The 25,569-nt window shown below is 40.0% G+C and carries 20 protein-coding genes and 1 tRNA gene; 5 read left to right on the plus strand and 16 right to left on the minus strand.

Annotated features, from left to right (window positions below):
* Window positions 1–48: 48 nt before the first annotated feature.
* Window positions 49–2,280 carry an NADP-dependent isocitrate dehydrogenase gene (locus IAE19_RS07655; protein WP_200460354.1) on the minus strand — a complete coding sequence of 744 codons (2,232 nt, stop codon included), beginning with the start codon at window positions 2,278–2,280 and terminating at the stop codon, window positions 49–51.
* A 355-nt stretch (window positions 2,281–2,635) separates the two neighbouring features.
* On the opposite strand from IAE19_RS07655, the gene uraH reads away from it, so the two are divergent.
* Window positions 2,636–3,049, plus strand: coding sequence for a hydroxyisourate hydrolase (gene uraH / locus IAE19_RS07660; RefSeq protein ID WP_200460355.1), 414 nt, complete (start codon window positions 2,636–2,638; stop codon window positions 3,047–3,049).
* A gap of 397 nt (window positions 3,050–3,446) precedes the next feature.
* Here uraH and IAE19_RS07665 read toward each other — a convergent pair.
* Window positions 3,447–3,522, minus strand: a tRNA-Glu gene (locus IAE19_RS07665).
* Between the two features lie 519 nt (window positions 3,523–4,041).
* Between IAE19_RS07665 and IAE19_RS07670 the strand changes: the two genes are divergently transcribed.
* Entirely contained in the window at window positions 4,042–5,013 is a 972-nt protein-coding gene (locus IAE19_RS07670; RefSeq protein WP_200460356.1) for an alpha/beta fold hydrolase, read from the plus strand.
* Between the two features lie 58 nt (window positions 5,014–5,071).
* On the opposite strand, the gene IAE19_RS07675 is transcribed toward IAE19_RS07670, so the two are convergent.
* A complete protein-coding gene (locus tag IAE19_RS07675; RefSeq protein WP_200460357.1) occupies window positions 5,072–7,852 on the minus strand; it encodes a heavy metal translocating P-type ATPase in 2,781 nt (926 codons plus the stop codon).
* A gap of 97 nt (window positions 7,853–7,949) precedes the next feature.
* On the opposite strand from IAE19_RS07675, the gene IAE19_RS07680 reads away from it, so the two are divergent.
* Complete coding sequence (locus IAE19_RS07680) at window positions 7,950–8,339, plus strand: MerR family transcriptional regulator (RefSeq protein WP_200460358.1); 390 nt, start codon at window positions 7,950–7,952, stop codon at window positions 8,337–8,339.
* A gap of 84 nt (window positions 8,340–8,423) precedes the next feature.
* Here IAE19_RS07680 and gyrA read toward each other — a convergent pair whose 3' ends face one another.
* The 10 genes from gyrA to IAE19_RS07725 all read right to left on the minus strand — a co-directional run bounded on the left by gyrA (window position 8,424) and on the right by IAE19_RS07725 (window position 19,632).
* Window positions 8,424–11,135, minus strand: a complete 2,712-nt coding sequence (gyrA, locus tag IAE19_RS07685; protein WP_200460359.1) for a DNA gyrase subunit A — start codon at window positions 11,133–11,135, stop codon at window positions 8,424–8,426.
* A gap of 396 nt (window positions 11,136–11,531) precedes the next feature.
* Window positions 11,532–12,470: an electron transfer flavoprotein subunit alpha/FixB family protein gene (locus tag IAE19_RS07690; protein ID WP_200460360.1), complete on the minus strand. Its 939-nt coding sequence runs from the start codon at window positions 12,468–12,470 to the stop codon at window positions 11,532–11,534.
* Between the two features lie 17 nt (window positions 12,471–12,487).
* Window positions 12,488–13,237, minus strand: a complete 750-nt coding sequence (locus IAE19_RS07695) for an electron transfer flavoprotein subunit beta/FixA family protein (protein ID WP_200460361.1) — start codon at window positions 13,235–13,237, stop codon at window positions 12,488–12,490.
* A 427-nt stretch (window positions 13,238–13,664) separates the two neighbouring features.
* A complete protein-coding gene (gene xerA, locus IAE19_RS07700) occupies window positions 13,665–14,543 on the minus strand; it encodes a site-specific tyrosine recombinase/integron integrase (protein ID WP_200460495.1) in 879 nt (292 codons plus the stop codon).
* Window positions 14,544–14,588: 45 nt separating this feature from the next.
* Window positions 14,589–15,218, minus strand: a complete 630-nt coding sequence (locus IAE19_RS07705; protein WP_200460362.1) for an alpha/beta fold hydrolase — start codon at window positions 15,216–15,218, stop codon at window positions 14,589–14,591.
* A 154-nt stretch (window positions 15,219–15,372) separates the two neighbouring features.
* Window positions 15,373–15,498: a hypothetical protein gene (locus IAE19_RS16715; protein WP_265092539.1), complete on the minus strand. Its 126-nt coding sequence runs from the start codon at window positions 15,496–15,498 to the stop codon at window positions 15,373–15,375.
* Between the two features lie 254 nt (window positions 15,499–15,752).
* A complete protein-coding gene (gene dapF, locus IAE19_RS07710; RefSeq protein ID WP_200460363.1) occupies window positions 15,753–16,598 on the minus strand; it encodes a diaminopimelate epimerase in 846 nt (281 codons plus the stop codon).
* 3 nt (window positions 16,599–16,601) lie between these two features.
* A complete protein-coding gene (gene lysA / locus IAE19_RS07715; RefSeq protein ID WP_200460364.1) occupies window positions 16,602–17,852 on the minus strand; it encodes a diaminopimelate decarboxylase in 1,251 nt (416 codons plus the stop codon).
* A gap of 24 nt (window positions 17,853–17,876) precedes the next feature.
* Window positions 17,877–18,095: an LPS translocon maturation chaperone LptM gene (gene lptM, locus IAE19_RS07720; RefSeq protein WP_200460365.1), complete on the minus strand. Its 219-nt coding sequence runs from the start codon at window positions 18,093–18,095 to the stop codon at window positions 17,877–17,879.
* Between the two features lie 124 nt (window positions 18,096–18,219).
* Entirely contained in the window at window positions 18,220–19,632 is a 1,413-nt protein-coding gene (locus tag IAE19_RS07725; RefSeq protein ID WP_200460366.1) for an amino acid permease, read from the minus strand.
* Between the two features lie 279 nt (window positions 19,633–19,911).
* Between IAE19_RS07725 and radA the strand changes: the two genes are divergently transcribed.
* Window positions 19,912–21,300, plus strand: coding sequence for a DNA repair protein RadA (gene radA / locus IAE19_RS07730; protein ID WP_200460367.1), 1,389 nt, complete (start codon window positions 19,912–19,914; stop codon window positions 21,298–21,300).
* A 105-nt stretch (window positions 21,301–21,405) separates the two neighbouring features.
* Complete coding sequence (locus IAE19_RS07735; RefSeq protein WP_200460368.1) at window positions 21,406–22,410, plus strand: Tim44 domain-containing protein; 1,005 nt, start codon at window positions 21,406–21,408, stop codon at window positions 22,408–22,410.
* Between the two features lie 71 nt (window positions 22,411–22,481).
* Here the strand turns inward: IAE19_RS07735 and epmA are convergent, their stop codons facing one another.
* The 3 genes from epmA to IAE19_RS07750 all read right to left on the minus strand — a co-directional run bounded on the left by epmA (window position 22,482) and on the right by IAE19_RS07750 (window position 25,513).
* Window positions 22,482–23,471 (minus strand): EF-P lysine aminoacylase EpmA, encoded by a 990-nt coding sequence (gene epmA, locus IAE19_RS07740; RefSeq protein WP_200460369.1) that lies wholly within the window; start codon window positions 23,469–23,471, stop codon window positions 22,482–22,484.
* Entirely contained in the window at window positions 23,468–24,529 is a 1,062-nt protein-coding gene (locus IAE19_RS07745; RefSeq protein WP_200460496.1) for a 4-phosphoerythronate dehydrogenase, read from the minus strand. The genes epmA and IAE19_RS07745 overlap by 4 nt, the downstream gene beginning before the upstream one ends.
* 99 nt (window positions 24,530–24,628) lie before the next feature.
* Window positions 24,629–25,513 carry a class I SAM-dependent methyltransferase gene (locus IAE19_RS07750; protein ID WP_200460370.1) on the minus strand — a complete coding sequence of 295 codons (885 nt, stop codon included), beginning with the start codon at window positions 25,511–25,513 and terminating at the stop codon, window positions 24,629–24,631.
* Between the last annotated feature and the right edge of the window lie 56 nt (window positions 25,514–25,569).

Here is a 25,569-nt window from a genome sequence, read left to right on the forward strand (position 1 = left end):
ATCGGTTTTTTTTTACAGCATTAGTAGAATTACCAATATTGTTTTGACTTAAATCGTTTCAAGCGCAGCATTTAATGTCGAACTTGGACGCATCACTGCATTCACTTTCGCTGGATCTACTGCATAGTAACCACCGATATCAGCAGGTTTACCTTGAACTTCTGCAAGTTCTGCAACGATCTTAGCTTCGTTGTCGGCCAAGGCTTTGGCAAGAGGTGCAAACTTCGCTTTTAACTCAGCATCTTCATTTTGAGTAGCAAGTGCTTGAGCCCAATATAATGCCAAATAGAAATGGCTACCACGGTTATCAATCTCGCCAGTACGACGTGATGGTGATTTACCATTATCTAGTAAATTACCCGTCGCTTGATCTAAGGTTTTCGCCAGTAGCTTAGCTCGTTCGTTATTTTCCTTAATACCAAGCTCTTCAAGAGAAACCGCGAGAGCAAGGAATTCACCCAAAGAATCCCAACGTAAGTGATTTTCTTCAACTAACTGTTGTACGTGTTTTGGTGCTGAACCACCTGCACCTGTTTCATACATCCCACCGCCCGCCATTAACGGAACGATAGAAAGCATTTTCGCAGAAGTTCCAAGTTCCATAATTGGGAACAAGTCGGTCAGGTAATCCCGTAAGATATTACCCGTCACAGAAATAGTATCTAAACCACGTGCCACACGCTCAAGCGTATAACGCATTGCACGGACTTGTGACATGATCTCGATATCAAGTCCAGCCGTGTCGTGATCTTTCAAGTATTTCTCAACTTTTTTGATCAATTCGTTTTCGTGTGGACGGTATGGATCAAGCCAGAAAATTGCAGGCATACCAGAGTTACGTGCACGTGTTACCGCAAGTTTTACCCAATCACGAATCGGTGCATCTTTGACCTGACACATACGCCAGATATCGCCTTCCTCAACATTTTGAGAAAGCAATACTTCGCCCGTTTCAATATCCGTAATATTGGCAATACCAGCTTCTGGAATTTCAAAAGTTTTGTCGTGAGAACCGTATTCTTCCGCTTTTTGTGCCATCAAACCCACGTTTGGCACAGTTCCCATTGTACGCGGGTCAAAGTTACCATGCCATTTACAGAAATTAATCATTTCTTGATAAATACGTGCAAAGGTCGATTCTGGCATTACCGCTTTAGCATCGTACTGTTTACCGTCAGCACCCCACATTTTACCACCAGCACGGATCATTGCAGGCATAGAAGCGTCAACGATAATGTCGTTTGGCGAATGGAAGTTAGTAATACCTTTAGCTGAATCTACCATTGCTAATGCAGGACGATGTTCCTGACATGCGTGTAAATCTTCAATAATTTCTTCGCGTAATGACGTCGGCAATGTTTCAATTTTTTCGTAAAGACCTGCCATACCGTTATTGACGTTAATGCCTAACTCGTCAAATAATTTACCGTGTTTTTCAAATGCATCTTTATAGTAAATTTTAACACAGTGACCAAATACAATCGGGTGTGAAACCTTCATCATTGTCGCTTTAACATGTAACGAGAACAAAATACCCGCTTCACGACAGTCTTCGAGTTGTTTCTCATAAAAGTCACAAAGTGCTTTTTTGCTCATAAACATAGAGTCAATGATTTCCCCATCTTGCAAAGCAACTTCTGGCTTAAGCACGATGTTTTCACCACTCTTGGTAATCAACTCCATTTTCACTTTACGCGCACGATCAAGTGTCAATGATTTTTCACCATGATAGAAGTCACCTTCTTCCATATGTGAAACGTGAGTTTGAGACCACTGTTTCCATTCACTCATCGAATGAGGATGTTTTTTGGCATAGTTTTTTACCGCAGCAGGCGCACGGCGGTCAGAATTACCTTCACGTAAAACCGGGTTTACTGCTGAACCCAAGCATTTACCATAACGTACTTTAAGTGCCTTTTCTTCTTCATTCGCAGGATTTTCAGGATAATCTGGAATTGCGAATCCTTTTGACTGCAATTCTTTGATGCATGCTGTTAACTGAGCAACTGAAGCACTGATATTTGGCAATTTAATAATGTTGGTATCAGGATCTTGTGTAAGACGACCAAGCTCTGCAAGATTGTTGGGTACTTTCTGCTCATCTTTTAAATATTCAGAGAACTCTGCGAGTACGCGTGCAGACACAGAGATATCGCTTTTATCAATCTCAATGCCAGCTGGCTTGGTAAAAGTCTCAATGATTGGAAGCAGTGAGTAGGTCGCTAATAGTGGCGCCTCATCGGTCAGTGTGTAAATGATTGTTGACTTTCCACCAGCCATATATATCTCCTGCTTTGGATTGAGTTGTGAGGAACGAGCTTGTGACCCTCTCCTACGAACCGATTTGCTTAAATAAAACCCTGAGAGTATCGACTCTCATTGCATTTCAGTCAACGTAATATCCAGTGATAACGACATTTCGCCAGAAAATAATAGGGACACATCTTCACAGCCCTGATGCGTTAAGTTTGTTATTTTTTTAGCTTGAATAAACCGTTAGACATCAATACACCCCTTATATGAGGCCAAAGCCAGTTATTTCAATAGCTATTCATACATTTTTTTGATTTAATTTTACATATTTTCTATCAAAATTATTAAGACAAAGCCATAGAATAAAATTCATCGTTTAATTATGGTTAAAAATCCTGTGTATAAAACAATTTTTTTTGCTTTAAGTCTAGCAGCGACGACGCTTACATTTGCCCAAAATCCTTTAAGCGTACATGTACTCAATTTAGAAAATGGTCTACCTTCGTCAGATATAAATGTTGTACTTGAAGCGCAACAAGGTGAAAAATGGGTTCAGATTAATCAGGCAAAGACCGATGAAAATGGGCGAATCACTGCACTTTATCCTAGCGATAAAGCTATAGATAAGGGTATTTACAGAGTGACTTTTAAAACGGGCGATTGGTTTCGTGAACACAATCAGCGTTCTTTCTTTCCTGAAGTTCCTGTCGTTTTTGTTATTGATGGAACTGTCGATCACTATCATATTCCTCTACTTATGAGTCCTTATGGCTATTCTACTTATCGAGGTAATTGATCAATTTAACTTTTTAATAATTTTAAACTCAATGCAATAATTCAAAAAAAGACTTTGAGGCAAATAATTCTTCGGGGAATTTGTTTAAGACAATAAATTCCTTTTTTAACTCATTATTTTTACATCAATCTCGCTGTATCCATGACTTTGTTTTAATTTTGGTGTTCAATGTTCTATATCTATACGAAAATAAGTTGTGAGTATTCATGGTAACTAGGATATGTCGCCTATTAAAATGAAAATACCCGAATAAAGATTCAGCCTAAACGCGAGTAAAAAATAAAGAATAAAGAATAAATTTCCATATAAATAAGAATTACATTATGTGAGATCTAAAAGATAATAACTGAAACTGAGAAAATAATAAGTTATGTAATATTTAATAGTATAAATAAATTGGCGTCCCTACGGGGATTCGAACCCCGGTTACCGCCGTGAAAGGGCGATGTCCTAGGCCTCTAGACGATAGGGACGTTTCAGAGGTGGGCGTATGTTAGGGCGATTTCCGCAGCGTGTCAAACAGTTTTAATCAGAAAAAATGCATAAAAAGACTAAACGTTTAAAATTAAATCAAAGTGACAAAAAATCATTCAATATCGTTCCTTCTTAACTTTTAATGTGATTAACCCGACAAGACAAAGTTTAAATACAAATACATTAAATATTAGTGATATAGATTAAACTCATAAAGAAAATCGATCTATTTGAAAGAAGGTTTAATAAAACCACGTCAATTTAAACACATAAATTCCATCAAAAATCAAAAGTACAAGCATGACATGTGGAATAGCAACTGACTCATGACACAATAAAGTCGAATTTTATAAAAGTTAAAAGCAGCTAACAGTCTTATACTTTGTCATGCCACAACTTCTTAATGTTTCCACTGTATTGGCTTTTATTTATTTGTTGCTGTATTTGTTGCAAATGTTTTAAGTCAGGCTTTTAGATAGACTCCCATGACAGGACGAATAAAACTAGAGCACATTACAATGAAACGGACGTTATCTCATCTATGCTTAGCGCTAAGCCTTACTTTAGGAACGACAATAATCACTTGCTACTCCAGTAGCACAATGGCAGCCCCAAGCATTAATATTCAGAATATTCTACAACAAGAACGTGCATGGGCGGGATTACAAACCAAAAAACTTAAAGTAGGCGAAATCGAATGGGTTTACAGTGAAGGGGGTCAATCCTCAAAACCCACCATCATTCTCATTCATGGATTAGCGGGTACTCGGGATAACTGGAACCGTGTAGCACGTTATTTAACGCCTGACTACCATGTGATTATTCCAGATTTGCCTGCACATGGCGACACCAAAGTTGCCGATGACTTTGACTTATCTATTCCCAATTTAACTGAAAAATTAAGACGTTTTGCTGAAGCTGGACATTTTGAAAAAGAAACCAATATAGCGGGACATAGTATGGGTGGTGCAATTGCGCTGTTATATACAGCACAGTATCCAACCGAAACAAAATCATTATTATTGGTTGATAGTGCAGGTGTATTTAAAACAGCAAATACACCTTATTTGAAAAATCCGACTTTATTAAGCGAGCTGGTTGTTAAAAAACCAGGGGATTTTGACAAACTATTTCAGCTTGCCACTGCTACCCCACCCTTTATTCCGACTGAGTTAAAAACCGAGCAGGAAAAGTTGATGATTTCTCAGTCAAAAAGTACTCAGCGCATGGTTGATCAATTGGTTGCCATGTCTAAGGTTTACACACCAGAGACTTTTGCTATTGCCGCGAAGTCTATTGATGTACCCACTTATATTGTTTGGGGAGACAAGGATAAAATTATCAATGTTGAAGCTGCTCAAGAATTAAAAGATTTACTAAAAAATGCTGAATCACCTTTGATTTTAAAAGGTATAGGTCATATGCCCATTCTGGAAGCTGATCAGATTCTCGCGCAGCAATACTTGGTCTTTTTAAATAAACACAAATAAAACTTAAATCCAGCGAATAGAACGGGAACCAGATTACGGTTCCCGTTTTTCAATATGATTAAAGCTTGCGTAGTCGTAAAGCATTTAGTACGACAGAAAGTGAACTTAGTGACATGGCAATTGCGGCAAACATCGGAGTTAATAACCAGCCTGTAAGTGGATAAAAAATTCCTGCTGCAACAGGCACACCTAATCCATTATAAATAAATGAAAATGCAAGATTCTGTTTCATGTTTTTTACGCCTTGTTTGGCCATATGCACCGCTTGAGCTACGCCCTGTATATCACCTTTTACCAATGTAATCTGAGCAGTTTGTTTGGCAATGTCAGTACCAGTACCCATTGCAATACCAACATTTGCCTGTGCCAGTGCAGGTGCATCGTTAATACCATCTCCCGCCATTGCAACCGTTTTGTTCTGCGATTGATAACGTTTAACAATCTCTAATTTTTGTTTTGGATCTAAATCACCATAGGCATGTTCAATACCTAATTGGCCCGCAACCATTTGCGCATTTTTATCATGATCACCTGTTGCCATAATGACTTCTATACCATCTTGATGTAATTGATCAATCACAGCTTTAGCATTTTCTTTAATCGCATCATGAATCACGATATAAGCAATGACTGCATTTTCATCAAGTAAGAAGCTAATGACATCGCCTTGCTCACGTCGTTGATCCAATTCATGTGAAATAGCTGCATCTAGCTTTAATCCAAGCTGATCAACGAGCTTCTGACTACCAATATAATAACTTTGGCCATTCACAAGTCCCCTTACCCCAAAGCCCGTTACGTCCTCAAAATCATCTACTTTTAATAATTCTTCTGTCTTCACAAGTTTTGTTAAGGTTTGGGCAATAGGGTGAGTTGAATATTGCTCAATGGAAGCAATATAAAGTTCAACTGTTTTTTGCTCGAGGGTTTCATTTAATAACTGAATGTGTTTTAAACTGGGTTTTCCTTCTGTCAGTGTTCCTGTTTTATCAATAATTAAAACATTGACTTTACTCAATGCTTCAATTGCTTCGGCATCTTTAAATAACACTCCTTTTTGCGCAGCACGGCCTGTAGTCGCCATGACCGACATTGGGGTTGCCAGACCTAATGCACAAGGACAAGCAATAATTAAGACCGCCACAGCACACATTAAGGCCAAATCAAACTGAGCATGCCCAAATAACATCCACACTAGAAAGGTAATCACGCTAATCGAAAGTACTGCCATTACAAAGTATTTGGCTGCAATATCAGCAATCCGTTGCAATGGAGCTTTTGAACGCTGTGCTTCTGCTACCGCCTGAATCATTTTTGATAATGTCGTATTCGTTCCAACCGCTGTGGTTTGAATACGAATGCTCCCCTGCTGGTTGACCGTTCCCCCAATCACTTTGTCTTCTGCTTGTTTTTTTACAGGTAAAGGTTCACCAGTCATCATCGATTCATCGACATAAGTCTTTCCTTCAGTCACGACACCATCTAACGGAATTTGCTCACCAGAAGAAATCTGTAAAATATCATTTTCTTTAATCTGACTGATATCCACTTCTTCAACCACATCGTTACGTACACGTTTTGCAGTATGCGGTTGTAAACGTAATAATGCTCTCAGAGAATCCGCCGTCTGTGTTCGTGCTTTAAGCTCCATGATTTGCCCAAGTAAGCTCAGAGAGACAATCATACAAGCCGCTTCATAATACACTGCAACGCCATGCCCTGTTTTCGCTTCCATTGGAATCATGGATGGGAAAATAGTCGCGATAACACTATATATAAAAGCTGCAAGCACCCCGACACCAATCAGGCTCCACATATTCAAATGACGGGTTTTATAGGAAATCCAGCATCTTTCCAAAAATGGCAACCCTGCCCATAAAACAACAGGAATACTTAAAACCAATTCAATCCATGGTTGTATATGCGGTGAAATAAAAGCATGAATATGTGAACCCATTGCTAATACGACCACCAATAAAGTTAAAGGCAAAGTCGTCCAGAACCGTTTACTAAAATCGACCAGTTCAGGATTCGGTCCTTCATCAAGTGTGGGTTGCATAGGCTCCAAAGCCATCCCACAAATCGGGCAGGTTCCAGGGCCTTTTTGCACAATTTCAGGATCCATTGGGCAGGTATAATCAATATCCATTGCACCTTCTGGTACTGGACGTTCCTCTGGCGGGATCAAATAGGTTTCAGGATCGTTTTTAAATTTTTCTAGGCAGGAAGGATTACAGAAGTAATATTCTTTACGCTGATAATTTATATGTAAGGGACTTGTTGTACTGACTTTCATGCCACAAACTGGATCTATTTCCGTTTGAGAGTTTTCCTGATCAACATGCTGATGCTGTCCACCACCACAACAACTTTTGGCTTGAGGTATAATTGCTTCAACGGTTTTTTCCCCACAGCATGATGCCATTTCTGGAGTTTCAGTCACCTTCGTCATTCGATCTATTTGCTTTGAATCATTGCCACAGCAATTTGAAACAGCTTTAGACTGTTTTTGACTGGAACATCCACATCCTGATGCCATCGTTTTATTTTCTAAACTTTCATCACAACAACTTTTTTCTGGCTGTTTAGTTTTTACAACTTGATCCGAACAACAACTAGATGTCTCAGATCCAGCGCTTTTATCCAAATATTTTTCAGGATTCTGCTCAAACTTTTGTTTACAACTGGCTGAACAAAATAGATAACGAACGTCATCCAAATCAACAAAATACTGACTATCTTCCGAGACCTTCATACCACACACAGGATCAATCAAAACAACTGATTTCGACTGTACAGTAGGTTCAGAACAACATGAGGTTTGCTTTTGCTCAGTCATAGTGATGTTCTCATTTTTTTTAGGATTATGTTAAGATAAACTCTGTACCTAGGTACGGAGTCAAGCTTTTTATTTATACAGATAAGAGGTATTACACATGTTGACCATTGGAAAACTCGCCAAACAAGCAAATTTAAATGTCGAAACGATTCGTTATTATCAACGTATTGGTCTCATGCGTACCCCTGAAACAATTGATCATTATCGTTATTATAATGATCAGGATAAAGAAACTTTAAGTTTTATACAAAAAGCCAAAGATGCGGGATTACAACTGACTGAGATTAAAGAACTTCTTCAGTTACAACTTGATGATCGCGAACAAGTTCGCCACGTCATTGAACAACGGCTTGAAAAAATTGATCTGCGTATTCAAGAATTACAGGGTCTAAAGCAACGCCTAAGCAGTTGGATTGATGAATGTAAATCGACAGAAACTGATTGTTGCCCTATTTTGATGGATTTAAAGCAAAAGACAAATCCGTAAAAAAGATGAAATATGACAGTTTCAAAATAAAAAAACCTGAGTACGAAAACTCAGGTTTTTTTATTATAACAATCAGGAAATTAATTATTCTTCACTGATATCGTCATTTTGAGAGATAGCATCTTCAGGTGGAGTTTCAGATAATTCCGTTTCAATCACTTGCGGAATCTCATCATCTTCTTCTACCGCTTCAATGGAAACTACACCAACGAGTGTTTCATCATCACTTAAACGAATCAAACGAACGCCTTGTGCATTACGACCTGTAGTCGCGACTTCAGCTGCACGAGTACGCACTAAAGTACCGCCATCAGAAATCAACATAAGTTCTTTCGTTTCATCAATTGAAACCGCACTGATTAATTCACCATTACGCTCTGAAGTCTTGATCGCAATGACCCCTTTCCCACCACGTTTTTTGGTCGGGAAGTCATCGACTGGCGTACGTTTACCGTAGCCATTAGCACTAGCACATAATACTTCGCCAGTTTCAGGCACAACCACCAACGATACAATGCGACTCACTACATTCGAATCTGAATCATCACTTTCATCTGAATCATCATTTTCAACGTCTGATTCTTCCACATCCAGTGTTGCGGCTAGTGTCACGCGCATACCACGTACACCTTTAGCAGTTCGTCCCATCGCACGAACATCGGTTTCAGCAAAACGAATCGCCTTACCTTCATTAGAGAACAACATAATTTGCTGCTCACCATCTGTAATGGCAACGCCAATCAAAGTGTCTTCGTCATTCAGTTCAATAGCACGTAAACCATTTGAACGAATATTGGCAAACTGCTCAAGTTCAACTCGTTTTACTGTGCCCGAAGCTGTTGCCATAAAGACGTAGTGATTTTCGAGGAACTCTGTCAAAGGTAAAATTGCAGTAATTGTTTCGTTGGCATCCAGTGGTAACAAATTCACCATTGGGCGACCTTTAGCGCCACGCGAAGCCTGAGGAACTTCAAATACTTTCAGGCGATAAACTTTACCCACATTGGTAAAGCACAACACAGTTGCATGGTTTGAAGCCACTACAAGATGCCGAATAATATCGTCATCTTTCATAGAGGTTGCAGATTTACCACGACCACCACGACGCTGTGCTTGGTAGTCAGACAATGGTTGCGTTTTGGCATAACCAGTTTGAGAAACAGTCAATACGACCTGTTCTTCTGGAATCAAATCTTCACGGCAGAAATCTACGCGTGATTCAATAATTTCGGTACGACGAGCATCACCATATTGCTGAAGAATTTGAGCCAATTCTTCACGAATAACACCCATCAAAAGATTAAAATCATTCAAAATAGCAGTGAGTTCAGCAATTTGCGCAAGAATCTCAGAATATTCTGCATGAAGTTTATCTTGTTCAAGTCCCGTTAAACGATGTAAACGCAACTCTAAAATCGCAGCAACTTGTGTTGGTGACAAACGATAAATATCACCAGACAAACCAAATGGTCGATTTGGATCTTCACCTTCGATTTCATCAGGACGTACTGAGATCGCACCTGCTTTTTCAAGTAAAGCTGTTACGCCACCACCCGCCCATTCACCCGCTTGTAAACGCTCACGTGCTTCTGCAGGGTTAGCAGAGGTTTTGATGGTTTCAATAATTTCATCAATATTGGCAAGGGCAACAGTTAGACCTTCCAAAATATGACCACGCTCACGTGCTTTACGCAATTCGAACATGGTACGGCGAGTCACGACTTCCTGACGATGTCGGATAAAGGCCGCAATAATATCTTTTAAATTCATCAATTTTGGCTGTCCGTTATCCAGACAGACCATATTGATGCTAAACGAATTTTCGAGTTGAGTATTTAAGAACAGATTATTGACGATAACTTCAGCATTTTCACCGCGCTTTAAATCAATCGCAATCCGCATTCCGTCTTTATCAGACTCATCACGCAGCTCAGAAATTCCTTCCAGTTTCTTTTCTTTTACCAATTCAGCAATACGTTCAATGACACGTGCCTTGTTGACCTGATAGGGAATTTCTGTGAAAACAATCGTCGTACGACCTGTTTTCTCATCTTCTTCAAAATGGTATTTACCACGAATATGTAAACGGCCTTTACCTGTACGGTAAGCATCTACAATACCTGATTTACCGTAAATGATACCACCTGTCGGAAAATCTGGCCCCGTAATATGTTCCATCAATCCTTCAATCGAAATATTCGGATTATCTGCATATGCCAGACAAGCATGAATCACTTCATTTAAATTGTGTGGCGCCATATTAGTCGCCATACCGACCGCAATACCTGCTGCACCGTTAATTAATAAATTAGGAACACGTGTTGGCAATACATCGGGAATACGCTCTGAACCATCGTAGTTATCGACCCAATCAACCGTATCTTTTTCAAGATCCGCTAATAACTCATGAGTTAGTCTTGTCATACGAACTTCGGTATAACGCATTGCAGCAGCGCTATCACCATCGACAGAACCAAAGTTACCCTGACCATCTACCAAAAGATAACGCAGACTAAAATCCTGAGCCATACGAACAATGGTATCGTAAACAGCAGTATCACCATGCGGGTGATATTTACCGATCACATCACCCACCACACGAGCAGACTTTTTATAAGCTTTATTATAATCGTTACCTAGCTCATGCATCGCATAGAGCACACGACGGTGAACTGGTTTCAGGCCGTCTCTCACATCAGGTAATGCACGTGAAACAATTACACTCATTGCATAATCGAGATATGAGTTTTTAAGCTCATCTTCAATGGCAATCGGTCGGATTTCCGATACGCTCATGCATACTCCTTTCTATGCGGCAAAGCAAAGCTAGCCACAAATTATGTATTAATCTCGCAAAACTTAGTCCAAAAGACTGAACTAAAAGTAAAAAACATAGCTAAAAAGTATAGCATAAATCATGCGGATAATGTGATGGATTAATGCAGTGTATCTCTTAATATTTGAGTAAATTTATGCTGAAAAAACAGACAGTTCCACAGATCTATTCGTAATGGAATAAATCAAATACTTAGAACACATTCTTTTTTAAAATTTGTGAAATATTTAACAGCAAAATGGTATAAAACCACATTATTTTTATCACTTCTAATAAAAAACGCCTTTAAAACAAATCATAAAGTATTTAACTTCAGGATTTGCTTAAAGGCGTTGACTAAGACTTAATCCTAAGAATTAAAGCTTAGATACCAATTCTGGTACAACAGTGTTCAAATCGCCTACTAACCAGTAGTCAGCAACACTATTGATTGGTGCTTCTTCGTCTTTGTTGATCGCAACAATTACTTTAGAGTCTTTCATACCTGCCAAATGCTGAATCGCACCAGAGATACCAACCGCAACATAGAGATCAGGTGCAACGATCTTACCAGTTTGACCCACTTGGAAATCGTTTGGAACAAAACCAGCATCTACCGCAGCACGCGATGCACCTTGTGCAGCACCTAGTTTATCCGCTAATGGATCAAGAACTTTATGGTAGTTCTCGCCAGAACCGACACCACGACCACCCGAAACAACAATACGTGCAGCAGTCAATTCAGGGCGGTCAAGTTTCACGATTTCTTCATTTACGAAAGAAGAAACGCCAGCATCAGCCGCTTCACCCACAGTTTCAACCGCAGCAGAACCACCTTCTGCAGCCACAGGATCAAATGCTGTACCACGTACAGTACCCACAATCACTGCTTCATCAGATTGAACCGTCGCAATCGCGTTACCCGCGTAGATTGGGCGTTTAAATGTATTTGCAGATTCCACAGAAATAATATCCGTGATCATGCTGACATCAAGTAATGCGGCAACACGTGGTAAAATATTTTTACCTGTTGTGGTGGAAGCAGCTAAAACATATTTATAGCCACCTTCTTTCACAACATCGGCCACTAGTTTTCCAACATTTTCAGCCAATTGGTTAGCATAAAGTGCATTGTCTGCAAGTAATACTTTGCTTACACCAGCAACTTTAGCCGCAGCATCCGCTACGCCTTGAGCACCAGAACCAGCAACCAATACAGCAATATCACCACCGATTTTTTGAGCTGCCGCAACAACGTTTAAAGTCGCACCGTTAAGCGCTTGGTTGTTGTGATCAGCGATTACTAAAATACTCATGATTTTATCCTTCTGTATTAGATCACTTTCGCTTCATTTTTCAATTTTTCAACAAGTTCATCAACAGATTTCACTTGCACGCCAGCTTTACGCTCAGCAGGTGGTTCAACTTTAACTGTTTTAAGTTTAGTACCTGTAGCCACGCCATAATCCGCAGGCGATTTAGTATCAAGCGGTTTTTTACGCGCTTTCATAATGTTTGGAAGTGCCGCATAGCGTGGCTCATTCAAACGAAGATCTGTGGTGATGATTGCTGGAAGCGCAAGCTCAACAGTTTGTAAACCACCGTCAACTTCACGAGTAACCTGAACTTTACCGCCATCGACTTTTACTTCTGAAGCAAAAGTACCTTGACCTGCACCAAGCAACGCAGCAAGCATTTGACCAACTTGATTTGAATCATCATCAATCGCTTGTTTACCAAGGAGAATCAATTCTGGTTTTTCTTGTTCTACGACACCTTTAATAATTTTGGCAACTTCCAAAGCACCAATTTCATCAGTCGTTTCAACCAAGATACCGCGATCTGCCCCTAAAGCCATTGCAGAACGGATTTGTTCTTGAGCTTCTTTAGGACCAACAGAAACCACAACGATTTCAGATACTGTTCCTTTTTCTTTTAGGCGAACCGCTTCTTCCACTGCGATTTCACAGAATGGGTTAATTGACATTTTAACGTTAGTAAGGTCAACCCCACTATTGTCCGGCTTAACGCGAACTTTAACGTTGGCATCAACCACACGTTTTACAGCAACAAGAGCCTTCATGTAATCCTCGGCTGTTTCAGCAAGTAAATGTTGAGAAGAGTTATATTAACGCTTCATATTGAATTTTTTAGGTGCTTTATCTTGCAATGTGTTTGGCATTTCGGTCAAGTCACAATTACACCAACAATGCGAAAAAGTCGTAAAAAGCCTGAAATGGTCAGTTCATTCTTTTTTTTCTTGGAGGTTTCTCCATGAAATTACAGCAATTTTTATATTTTATTAATGTTTGATTTATAATATGTTTTATTTTGATTTAATTCATCAGTCTGACTGATAGGCCACTTTTTTTGCTTAGCTTTTATACAAAATTAGATATTTGACCGTTACTGACTCATCAGATCAAAAATGTCAGTCCATTAATTTTTAAATATTTAAGCCATTCGAAATGTAACAATAAAACTCAACTCATCTTTTTAAGATGAAAATCCTAGGCTCTAGGATGGGCTTTATCATAACTTTGTGCCAAATAATCAAAATCGACATGTGTGTAAATCTGGGTCGTACTAAGATTGCTATGGCCGAGCATTTCCTGAACTGAACGTAAATCACCACTGGCACTCAACATATGACTCGCAAAGCAATGACGTAATAAATGTGGATGCAAGTCAACATTGACCTGCGCACGTTGTGCCTGAATTTTCACTCTTGATTCAATTTGGCGTGGTGTAAGCGCCCCCCCTTTTTGTGAAACAAAGACAGGGCTATCTGGTAGAACATTCCCTTTCCAAATCTTATAAATTTTCAGCCATTCTATTAAGCTTTGTTTAGCCTTACTTCCAAAAGGGATGATACGAGTTTTATTGCCTTTACCCGTTACACGTAAAAGCTGACGTTTAAAATCAAGATCATTCATTTTCAAACTTTGCAGTTCTGCCAAACGCAGACCACTGGAATAAAGTAATTCCAACATGGCTTTATCACGTAGCCAAAGTTGTTGATCCTTTACTTTTTCTGGTGCCGGCTGGTCCAGTATTTGATTAACTGTTTCAATATCTATCATGCCGGGTAAAGGTCGTGCTTTACGTTTGAGCTTAAAGTCCTCAGTTGGATTCATGTTGAGATAATTACTTTGTTGTGCCCATTTCATAAACTGACGAATCGCAGATAAATGGCGTTGAATACTGCTGCTACTCAAATTTGACTGTTCGACTTTAAAGGCTAGGTATTCTCGTAAATCTGAGGCTTCAATCTCATTGAGCCCCAACTTTTTGTTCTCACAGAACACAAAAAAATCATTTAAATCTCGTTGATATGCATGAATCGTATGTTCAGACTGATTTTGAATAGTGCGTTCTTTAAGCCACATTTCAAGAAGTTGATGGTTATCAAGCATCACATCATTTCTCCTTGCTTAAGTTAAAATATTCTTATCGATCTGATATAAATATAGCATAATTTCTTTTGCCACCTGTTCAGCATAGTGATGGGCTAAATCATGTTCTCCACCCTGAATAATCTTCAGTTTAGCATCTTTGAATGACTGCTCTAGATATTGGCCCACGTCAACAGGACTGATGAGATCCTGATCCCCCCAGATTAACAGAGTTTTCTGCTGGATCTGTGCAAGTTGATCCTCATAATTTATATTAGTGGTGATAAACCAGTCCGGATAATCTAAAAATTCTTTTGCATAATGTTGTCGCCAATCAGCCACTTTGAATTTGCTCAGATCAATACCGCCCGATGTAGCAATCAGTACTAAACCCTGTATCAATTCTGTTTTCTGCAAAGCTGCTGCTACAGCAAAAATCCCTCCCATTGATTGAGCGATTAATACCGATGGGCGATCAATTTTTTCAAGGATATATTGCTGCAATTGGTCAAAATTATGGATGTCTGGATGTGCAGGCTCATTCGCAAAAGCAGGATAAGCCATCATTTGTAGAGTGATATCTTGGGGTAACTTCTCAATTAAAGGAAACCAAAATGAAGTGCTTCCTGATGCGCCAGGAAGAAAGATTACATGTTTAACGGAATTCATTTTCTATTTTTAGCCATTTATTTTGCATTATTTTCGTGAAAATAACTGAGTAAAGAAAGCTCGTTTTTATTTTGACGCAGATAAAAAGGTTCGGTCTCAAGCAGATAACCAGATAAATTTGAAGATTCTTGTGGATCAATGATAAAAATATCAACTACTTCTCCAAGACTATCGTAAACAACCTGCCCAATTTGATTTCATAAAGTTGGTTTTTCTCAACTGCACCCAATAATAAACCCACCACTAAAACTGGTTCTTCATCTCGCGCTGAGTTATGCATGAATGCCTCAAGAAATTCAGGACGATACGCAGCTTCATCTGCTACTTTTTGAAGTAGGTTTCTCTAAATACTATTCCTTTGCCTTTGTATTCATTTGTTTTTATCCACTATTTCATTTTTTATTAAAAACATTATTTGTTATAAAAACATCAGTACATGATTAACAGCTACAAAATTTTTAATAGCAATAGACCGATAATTTATATCTTAAATTAAAATCAGAAAACTGGTTCTTTGGAACCAGTTTTCTATGTTTAGCCCTGAAAATAACGTAAATCCAGACGACCGTCATAAACTGTTGAAGTTGGTCCAGTCATCCAAACCACCTCACCTTCACGCCAGGCAATTTGCAGTTTGCCGCCTGCCAGTTCAACTTCAACCTCGTTGGCCAGTAAACCACGGCGCATACCACTGACCGCTGCAGCACAAGCTCCTGTACCACAAGCTAAAGTTTCACCCACTCCACGCTCGAAAACACGTAGACGTACATGTTTTTCATCAAGGATTTGCATAAAACCAGCATTCACTCGTTGCGGGAAACCAACATGGGATTCAACTTGTGGCCCTATAGTCGCTACATCCGCGGTCAAAATATCTGGCACGATAGTAACTGCATGGGGATTGCCCATATTGACAACATCGATTTTCAAGCTTTGTTCATGAGCAAGTTCTAGGGTATAAAGCGCTTCAAATTCCTCAGTGACAAACGGAATTTCATTCGGTAAAAACTTTGGAAACCCCATATTGACTCGAACCAAACCATTTAGCCCTAATTCAGGTTCAACAATACCCGCTTTAGTTTGTACTTTAATTTTGGTTTTATTGGTAAGTTGGCGATCATGCACAAAACGGGCAAAACAACGAACGCCGTTCCCACATTGCTCAACCTCGGAACCATCCGCATTGAAAATACGATATTTAAAATCAGCACTTGGAAAATCGGGTGGTTCAACAATGAGTAACTGATCAAAACCAATCCCGAAATGGCGATCTGCCATACGTTGAATGGTAGTAGTATCAAGATAGGCACGTTGACTAATCAAATCGACCACAACAAAGTCATTACCTAAGCCATGCATTTTTGTAAATTCAAGCAACATGTTTTACTCCTCAGGTAATAAACGTTCTTTATCCCACAATGATTCAATCGTTTCACGCTCACGAATCAGATGAACCTGATCTGCATTGACCATAACTTCAGCAGCACGACCGCGACTATTATAGTTTGAACTCATGACAAACCCATAGGCACCGGCACCAAGCACCGCCAATACATCATTGTCTTTTAATGCCAAAGTACGGTCTTTTCCAAGAAAATCACCTGTCTCGCAAATGGCCCCTACGATATCCCATACTTTTGCTTCAGCATCAGTATTGGCATCCACCGACTGAATATCCATCCATGCTTCATATAAAGAAGGACGAATCAAGTCATTCATGGCTGCATCAATAATCGCGAAATTACGATGGTTCGTTGGTTTAAGTAAATCAATTTTGGTGAGCAGTACACCAGCATTGGCACTGATACTACGTCCTGGCTCCATATACACTTTTAAACCAAGCTGTTGCAATGCAGGTTTCAATGCATCGGCATATTCTTCAACACTTGGTGGTGTTTCATCTTTATAGCAAACGCCTAAACCACCACCAATATCAATATGCTTGAGGTCAATACCCCGTTTTTTCAACTCCGTAATCATCATGATCACACGATCTAAAGCATCCACAAAAGGCTTAGTTTCTGTCAATTGTGAACCAATATGACAGTCTATTCCTACCACATCTAGATTCGCTAAAGAAGCCGCATATTGATAAGTTTCATAAACAGTATCACTTGGAATACCAAATTTATTTTCTTTTAATCCCGTTGAAATATAAGGATGAGTTTTAGCATTCACATCTGGATTGACACGTAAGGATATCGGTGCTTTTTTACCCAGTTTTGCTGCGACTTTTTGAATGCGATCAAGTTCCGCATAAGATTCGACGTTAAAACAAGCAATTCCAACCTGTAATGCCTTTTCAATATCTGCTTCTGATTTACCTAAACCAGAAAATACGATTTTGGCAGGATCACCACCCGCCGCCAACACACGTGCAAGCTCACCACCCGTCACAATATCAAAACCCGCTCCAAGCTTGGCTAATACATTCAATACCGCAAGGTTTGAGTTTGACTTTACCGCAAAGCAGATTTGATGGTCGATAAAATCAAAAGCACGATCCATATCTAGATAATGTTTTTCAAAAGCTGCTTTTGAATAAACATATAACGGTGTACCAAACTGTTCGGCAAGCTGAAGCAGTGAACATTGCTCAGCATGCAATATCCCTTGAATACGGGAGAAACTCATGAATGTATCCTTATCTTTGAGACGTTAAGGTGATGGGGTTGGTTCTGAAGCTGAAGGCTCTTGTTTTACCTCAGTCGTATGTTGCTGTGCTTGATGCTCAGCATCCTTAGAGGAGTAAAGTAAATATTTGGCACGTTTGTCATAATGAGGATCAGAGGGTAACTGTAAAGCACCAGACTGCCCACAACCGACCAAAAACGTTCCTACAGACAATAAACCGATGTAGCAAATGACCTGACGCATCTGACCACCTATTTAAATAATTCGATCAAGTATACCGTGATCATCGTCATGACCAAAGCAAAAAAGTTTAGCGCTTTAATTTTGAAGTAAAAAAACGCCAGTCACAGACTGGCGTTTTTTTCAATTATTTATGGGCTTTTAATCGGGGTTTATAAAAACCAAAATACCCGATAATTAAAATTACAAACCAGATTGGACTGACCATCAAGGCTTTCATGGTATCGGGTTCGAGTGACAAGACATAAATCATGCTTACAAAGAAAATAATCACGACCCAACAGGTAGTCAACCCACCTGGCAATTTAAATGTCGATGCCGCATGTAACTCTGGACGCGTTTTGTAGTAACGCATATAGCTCCAGATAATCATCAGCCAAACACAGATAAATAAAATGGTGGATAAAGTTGTTGCAAGTGTAAATGCTTCAACTGTATTCGGCACAAAATATTGTAAAGCAGCGCCTAGCAACAAACACACTGTCGAAAAATAAAGGGCATTGGCAGGAACCTGACCTTTATTTAACGATCCAAAAGCTTTAGGGGCTTGATGTTCACGTGATAAGCCAAACATCATACGGCTCGTCGAGAAGACACCGCTGTTCATAGATGACATCACTGAAGACAATACCACTAGATTCATGATAATTGCCGCAGCCGCAATACCCGCCTGACTAAATAGGTTTACAAAGGGACTGACATTTGGATTAATATGATTCCACGGCGTCACAGACATGACCACTAATAACGCCAATACATAAAAAATAATGATACGAATTGGAATCGAATTGACTGCTTTAGGGAGGTTACGCGCGGGATCTTTGGTTTCAGCCGCTGTAGTACCAACCAACTCCACACCAACAAAGGCAAAAATTGCAATCTGGAAACCCGCCAGAAAACCTTCTGCTCCCGTCGGGAAGAAACCACCATTGGCCCATAAATGACTAAATGAGGCGATATCACCTGCTGTTGAAGTAAATCCTGTAAAAACCATCCACAAACCCACTGCGATCAATACCACAATCGCAGTAATTTTAATCATGGCAAACCAGAACTCAAGCTCACCAAAGAGTTTTACCGTCATGAGGTTTAGCCCCATGATGAATACAATGGCCGCAACACTGATCATTGCCCCTTCAGTGGGGCTAAAGGGCTGCCCATTATTAAAGAACTGTAAGTAATAAATAATGGCAGACAAATCTGCGATACCGATCGTGATCCAGCACAACCAGTATGTCCAGCCCACGAAATAACCTGCCCAAGGGCCAATTAAGTCAGTTGAAAAATCAATAAATGATTTATATTGAAGATTGGACAAAAGCAATTCACCAAGCGCACGCATGACGAAAAAAACCATTAATCCAATGATCATATAAATAAATAAAATAGAGGGTCCAGCCAAACTAATCGTTTTGCCCGACCCCATGAATAACCCTGTACCAATCGCACCGCCAATTGCAATCAATTGTAAATGACGATTGGATAAACTACGTGAGAGTTCACCTTCTCCAGAATGTGAACCAAAATTTTCATTTGACATTGTTTTTTTAAACTCTCAAATTTTGTTTTTTAAAATAAGCCTAAAACTATTTAAAACAAAAAAGTTTTTTAACTTATTGCTTCATTTTTCTTGATAAAAACGCCTATAAGATGCTTTTTTAGACATACTTACTCCATTTTTAAGCTGTAATTGAACTTCTTCCTGAGATTGCAGTTTACGTGCCAAACTATTTTTTGGCGATATTTTCCTACAAAATTTGTGTTTAAAGTTCTCAATTGTTACATTTCCCTGATTCATTAATTCCAAGATGCACTGAATATGAGCAAAGTTAAAACTGTTTATCGCTGTGAACAATGTGGTACAGATCACCCCAAGTGGGCAGGTCAATGCTCAGAATGCGGTGAATGGAATAGTTTGCTCGAAGTCCGTCTTGAACCTACTTCCTCACATCGCGGCAAACCTAAACTGGGCGGTTATGCAGGCCAAACCTCCACAGTCACGACATTAAATCAAATCTCTGTTTCGCATGAGACACGTGTTGCTACTGGCATTGGCGAGTTTGATCGAGTACTTGGTGGCGGGCTGGTCACTGGTTCAGTGGTGCTGATTGGAGGTGATCCCGGTATTGGTAAATCTACCATTTTGCTGCAAACCGCAACTTATATGGCAAGCAGTAATAGCTCCGCATTATATGTTACAGGTGAAGAATCATTATCTCAGGTGGCACTCCGTGCCCAGCGATTAGATTTACCAGCTAATAAACTCAAAGTCATGGCTGAAACCTGTGTAGAACGGATCTGTGAGATTTTGGCACAGGAGCGGCCTGCTGTTGCTATTTTAGATTCAATTCAAACCCTATATACGGAAACCCTGCAATCTGCTCCGGGTGGGGTTTCACAAATTCGTGAATCAGCTGCCTTACTGACTCGCTTTGCCAAACATAGTGGAACTGCCTTATTTATCGTGGGTCACGTTACAAAAGAAGGCGCTTTGGCTGGCCCGCGTGTACTTGAACATATGGTAGATTGCGTTTTGTATTTTGAAGGGCAATCAGATTCACGCTACCGTATGATTCGCGCAGTAAAAAACCGTTTTGGCGCAGTGAATGAACTGGGTGTTTTTGGTATGACTGACAAAGGGCTACGTGAAGTAGCTAATCCTTCTGCCATTTTTTTAAGTCGTTATGATGAAGCAATTCCTGGTTCTATCGTGATGATTAGTCGTGAAGGTACTCGCCCACTTTTGGTTGAAGTACAGGCATTGGTGGATGATGCACATGGTCAACCACGGCGGGTTGCTCTTGGACTTGAACAAAACCGCTTAAATATGCTACTTGCGGTCATGCATCGTCATGGAGGTGTACAAACCTCTGGTCAGGATGTTTACGTGAATGTAGTAGGTGGACTAAAAATTACCGAAACAGGTTCTGATTTAGCGGTGCTACTGGCCTGTGCGTCTAGTTTACGCGGAAAAGCTTTACCGCAACAGCTTGCGGTATTTGGCGAAGTAGGACTATCTGGTGAAATCCGTCCTGTTCCAAATGGTCAGGAACGTCTCAAAGAAGCAGCAAAACATGGCTTTAAATATGTAATTTTACCCAGAGGGAATGCACCACAAAAAAGTATCGATGGCGTACAGGTCATTGCAGTGGCGCGTTTACATGAGGCACTGAGTGAAGCTCTACAATTAAGTGAAGAGTTAAACTAAAGCAACCGATATGATTTGACATAAAAAATATATTTTTATTATTGAAATTCATGAAAAAAGACTGCATAAATACATTTGTAAATTGATTTTATATAGGAATTTTCGATGGAAGTACGACAGCGTGGTTTATTAGCAGGTATTTTGATGGCTGCTTTGGTGGTTGCTCCTCTTGCTGAAGCAAAACGTGCAGGTGGTGGCAAAAGCCATGGTATGTCACGTTCAGCAGCCCCAAGCCAGTCTTATCAACAGCCTCGCCAAGTGACTCCTGCACCGCAAACAGCACCTGCTGGTACACCTCAGCGTTCTGGTCCTGGTGTTGGTTCAATGGTTGCTGCGGGTGTTGCAGGTGCTGCTGTGGGTGCCGTTGCTGCCAATGCGCTGGCGGATGACCGTCATTCAACTTCACCTGAACAGCAGGCAACACAACAGGATGCAGCAGCTCAGGCACAGGCTCAAGAAGAGAAAAAGAGTGGCATTCCTGGCTGGATCTGGATTGTCTTGATTGCAGCGATTGCTTTCTTTATTTTCCGTCGTTTCAGCAATAAACAAAAAGTTGCTGCGAATAATCCATTTGCGCCAAACAATGCTGGAGGCTCAACTCCATTTGGACAAAATACCACAACCACTCGTTCTTCAACGGGTGATAACACGAATATCTTCGGACAAAGTGTAGGTGGCAGTTCAAATGCAGCGCCAACTTCTGCACCATTTGGTAGTGCTTATACCAACAGTGGCAATCAGCTTCCTGATGGTACTGAACCTGCAACATTCTTGCGTATCGCGCGCCAGCGTTTTAATCATATTCAATCGGTAAACTCTGCGAGCAATATTGAAGAGATTCGCCGTTATTTAACTCCAGATCTTTATACTTCCATGTATAACGATATCATGGCGAATCAAGATCAAGATGTGGCTGAATTCAGCAACCTGAATGCGATGGTTATTGATAGTAACACTGAAAATGGTCAGTATGTGGTCAGCGTACGCTTTACAGGTACGGTTAGTGAAGACTTAAATAGCCAGCCACAGCCATTCTCTGAAATCTGGCATTTTGTTAAACCTGCGGGTTCACAGCAAGACTGGTTAGTGGGCGGAATTCAACAAGACTAACTCTATATTTAAAAATAAGCCGCCATGATGCGGCTTATTTTTTGGTCGGTTTTTGAGGATGAGATGAAATATTACGCAATTGTCGCAGGAAAAGCGATCACCTGATCAATCCGCATTTGACGTGTCGCGATCATCAATAAACGGTCAATCCCAAGAGCAATACCCGAACAAGCGGGCATATTCGGTAAGGCCGCCAATAAATATTCATCCAGCGGCATTTGGGGTAAACCTTGATGCTTACGTTCAAGATTATCTGCGTCAAAACGCTGTCTTAACGTTTGCGCATCCAATAATTCATCATAGGCATTGGCTAATTCCAGACCTTCGATATAAAGCTCAAAACGTGCAGCAACTTGCTCTCCATCCTCATCTATTCGTACTTTGGCTAAAGACGCCATTTCAGGCGGAAAATCAGTTAAAAATACTGGCGTGTCAAACCCTAGACTCGGCTCGACAAAATGTGAAAAGAGTAAATCCATGTAAGCCAAACGATCATCACCTAAGTCCAGAGTTAAGCCAACACGTTGAGCGGTGTTTTTTAATTGCTGTAAACTTGCTTGTAAAGGATTAATCTCCAGACGATCCTGAAATGCATGTTTATAACTTAGAATCATGGGGCGAATATCATCAAAACGATGTCTTAAGCAACTTTGTAATAAATCCGCAGTTTCATGCATTAAGTCTTTTAAATCAAACTCAGGACGATACCATTCCAGCATGGTAAATTCGCTATTATGTTTACGCCCGTGTTCATCATCACGAAATACTTTACAGATCTGATAAATAGATCCGCTTCCACTCGCCAGCAGACGCTTCATGGCAAACTCTGGCGAAGTTTGTAAGTATTGAAGACGCTCTTTTCCTTCAATACAACGTAATGCACGTACGGAAGCTAGATGTACATCAGTCACCCCAGCCTGAGAAATAATCGGGGTTTCAACCTCCATTACATCACGTTTATCGAAAAAATCACGAATCGTTTGATATAGTCTGGCGCGCGCTTTGAGTGCGTCCATGGAGCAAGTTGGCTGATAACAATTTAAACCTGAGAGTTGACTCATGCCAAAGGCCCTCCATGCGCTGCCCATTCACGACGCAGTGGATATTCTTTTCTTAATCGATCAAAGGCCTGTTGATCAACTTTTCCCTCTTTGACACAGGCTCGTAAATTTTGATCATCACGCTGAATATCATAAATGTCTGAAAGATAGCGTTGTAGGACCTGTTTCAATGATAAATCTTTAAAATATGGTTCACAAAGAGGAAGTTGTGATTCAAACTGTTTCTCGGCTTTAAAACCAAAATGCTGACAAAAGGCCTGATACACCATTTGGGTGCCTCGTGCTTTACCTTCCAAACTGTAACCTGCAATATGCGGTGTAACCAGACCAACTAAATCCAGCAATTGTGCTGAAATTAATGGTTCATGTTCAAATACATCTAGCGCCACTTGACGTTTTGTTTTCTGAATGTCATTCATCAAAGCAAGTTCTTCCACCACAGGCCCACGTGCACTGTTGATCAAAATCGTATCTCGTGGCATTGCTCGCAGGCTCTGTTCATTAAATAAATGATAAGTTGGATAATCGCCTGCTTTTGTCAAAGGAACATGGATTGAAATGGCATGGCTATCTTGCAATAATTTTTCAAATGAGACATTTTCAATATAATCAAGCTGCACATAAGGGTCATAACCTATTACACGCCAGTCTAATAATTTCGCCATCGTTGTCAGACGACGTCCAACATTCCCTAGACCAACGATACCCAGTGTAATTTGTTGGTGTAATAATTCAGGTTTTAAATGTAATAAAGCGGTAATGACATATTCTGCTACAGCCTGTGCATTACATCCTGGTGCATTGGTCCATGTAATACCCTGTTGCTCTAGTGCAGTAATATCCATATGGTCTGTTCCAATGGTCGCACTCCCCACAAACTTTAATGGAGTCTGGTCAATCAAGGCATGATTTACTTGAGTTACAGATCGAATAATTAAGGCATCTGCATCTTTGACATCTTTGTGCTGTAAATGACGACCACCCCGATGTTCAACTTTGCCAAATTCAGAAAAAAAATAATCAGTAAATGCCAGATTTTCATCTGCAATAATATTCATGCGCTGTCCCAGTAACTCACTGGTATTCATCATAACGCGTCACTCGGCAAGTGACTACGTCACATCTTTATAAATTGCATTTTTTAAATCAATCTGTGTTTACTCCCTTCCTGATACAAGTATCAGATGCAACATATGGGTTGCCGTTGTATGTTTGATATGGTCTGGACGGGCATAAAAATAACGTTGCGATAGTTCATCACCTGATAAATCCTCAAGTACCTGAAAGCCCATTTGATCAACAAAACGATGTAATTCTGATGAATTAAATTGCCCCTTCAAAGGCTCTCTCAAGATTTTTGTGAATTGAGCAACAGCTTGAGTACCAATTTTTTCAATACCTTGTAGTTGCTTAAAATCAATCGAATAATCCAGCACAATTTCACTTTGAGGCACTGCAAAACCAGCAATACTTTCTAAAGTTTGTAAGGTAGTTTCCGGTTGTAAATAATGTGTTGTACCCAGCCATGAATAAAAAGCAGGATGGTCTTGGCTGTAACCACTTCTTAATAAAGCGTGTGCCAAAAACTCTTTTTCAAAATCAATGGCTACAAATTCGACATTTGCAGGAATATCACCAAGCTGTTTTAATTTTTGTATTTTTAAACGCTGAGTATCGGGATGATCGACCTCAAAAATTTTTAAATCCGGATAACGCGCCGCCTGACGCAAAGCAAATGAGTCTAGCCCTGCTCCAACCAACACATATTGATCGATTCCTTTTTCAATCGCTTGTTGTAATTGATCTTCGGCATAACGGGAACGTCCTACCACCTGAGCAGTCAATAGCCCCAACGTTCGATTAAGTGGTGGTGAGTTAAATAGCCTATTCATCAAAGGTAACTTTAATAAAGCTTTCCAGCCTTTGCTGGTCATCTCAAAAGCGTAAGCATCAGCAAAAATTGGATCAGGAGAGAATAAATAATGATTAGCACGTAATGCCGCAGCGGCTTCGGCAGTACGGCTGGACTGTCCTTGTTTCATGTCATATTCCTTTGAAAACTGAAAATCAAATAAAAACGGGCATCAAAATAAAAGCA

This window comes from Acinetobacter sp. S40 (genome assembly GCF_016624705.1).
GTDB lineage: Bacteria > Pseudomonadota > Gammaproteobacteria > Pseudomonadales > Moraxellaceae > Acinetobacter.

Bases quoted from the DNA above. Each gene is read 5' to 3' on its own strand.
- IAE19_RS07655 (WP_200460354.1), bottom strand. From the start codon at position 2,280: ATGGCTGGTGGAAAGTCAACAATCATTTACACACTGACCGATGAGGCG.
- uraH (WP_200460355.1), top strand. From the start codon at position 2,636: ATGGTTAAAAATCCTGTGTATAAAACAATTTTTTTTGCTTTAAGTCTA.
- IAE19_RS07670 (WP_200460356.1), top strand. From the start codon at position 4,042: ATGAAACGGACGTTATCTCATCTATGCTTAGCGCTAAGCCTTACTTTA.
- IAE19_RS07675 (WP_200460357.1), bottom strand. From the start codon at position 7,852: ATGACTGAGCAAAAGCAAACCTCATGTTGTTCTGAACCTACTGTACAG.
- IAE19_RS07680 (WP_200460358.1), top strand. From the start codon at position 7,950: ATGTTGACCATTGGAAAACTCGCCAAACAAGCAAATTTAAATGTCGAA.
- gyrA (WP_200460359.1), bottom strand. From the start codon at position 11,135: ATGAGCGTATCGGAAATCCGACCGATTGCCATTGAAGATGAGCTTAAA.
- IAE19_RS07690 (WP_200460360.1), bottom strand. From the start codon at position 12,470: ATGAGTATTTTAGTAATCGCTGATCACAACAACCAAGCGCTTAACGGT.
- IAE19_RS07695 (WP_200460361.1), bottom strand. From the start codon at position 13,237: ATGAAGGCTCTTGTTGCTGTAAAACGTGTGGTTGATGCCAACGTTAAA.
- xerA (WP_200460495.1), bottom strand. From the start codon at position 14,543: ATGTGGCTTAAAGAACGCACTATTCAAAATCAGTCTGAACATACGATT.
- IAE19_RS07705 (WP_200460362.1), bottom strand. From the start codon at position 15,218: ATGAATTCCGTTAAACATGTAATCTTTCTTCCTGGCGCATCAGGAAGC.
- IAE19_RS16715 (WP_265092539.1), bottom strand. From the start codon at position 15,498: ATGCATAACTCAGCGCGAGATGAAGAACCAGTTTTAGTGGTGGGTTTA.
- dapF (WP_200460363.1), bottom strand. From the start codon at position 16,598: ATGTTGCTTGAATTTACAAAAATGCATGGCTTAGGTAATGACTTTGTT.
- lysA (WP_200460364.1), bottom strand. From the start codon at position 17,852: ATGAGTTTCTCCCGTATTCAAGGGATATTGCATGCTGAGCAATGTTCA.
- lptM (WP_200460365.1), bottom strand. From the start codon at position 18,095: ATGCGTCAGGTCATTTGCTACATCGGTTTATTGTCTGTAGGAACGTTT.
- IAE19_RS07725 (WP_200460366.1), bottom strand. From the start codon at position 19,632: ATGTCAAATGAAAATTTTGGTTCACATTCTGGAGAAGGTGAACTCTCA.
- radA (WP_200460367.1), top strand. From the start codon at position 19,912: ATGAGCAAAGTTAAAACTGTTTATCGCTGTGAACAATGTGGTACAGAT.
- IAE19_RS07735 (WP_200460368.1), top strand. From the start codon at position 21,406: ATGGAAGTACGACAGCGTGGTTTATTAGCAGGTATTTTGATGGCTGCT.
- epmA (WP_200460369.1), bottom strand. From the start codon at position 23,471: ATGAGTCAACTCTCAGGTTTAAATTGTTATCAGCCAACTTGCTCCATG.
- IAE19_RS07745 (WP_200460496.1), bottom strand. From the start codon at position 24,529: ATGAATATTATTGCAGATGAAAATCTGGCATTTACTGATTATTTTTTT.
- IAE19_RS07750 (WP_200460370.1), bottom strand. From the start codon at position 25,513: ATGAAACAAGGACAGTCCAGCCGTACTGCCGAAGCCGCTGCGGCATTA.